This is a genomic window from Bartonella sp. MR168JLCBS, assembly GCF_042194175.1.
The window spans coordinates 1-251 of the sequence record NZ_JBHIMP010000154.1 but is presented as its reverse complement, the minus strand read 5'-3'; positions in this window follow the sequence as shown (position 1 = coordinate 251).

Below are 251 nucleotides of genomic sequence, written 5' to 3'. Positions count from 1 at the left end.
AGCTTAGATAGTATAAATGGGTTTGTCTCTTCGACACCTAATCTTTCTAGCTGTTTATTGGCATAATTTATACGTGTGATTAAATTTCTTAATTTGGTATTTATTTTTCTCAAAGATGTTATTAAGTTTTAAATTTAGAAAAATTATTTGACGCTTAATAAATTGATAACTTTGCTGATTATGAATAAAGAGATTAAATGACAAGCTTGTTTCTTTCTATTAAGCATTGTTTACAGATTCCCCACTACTAA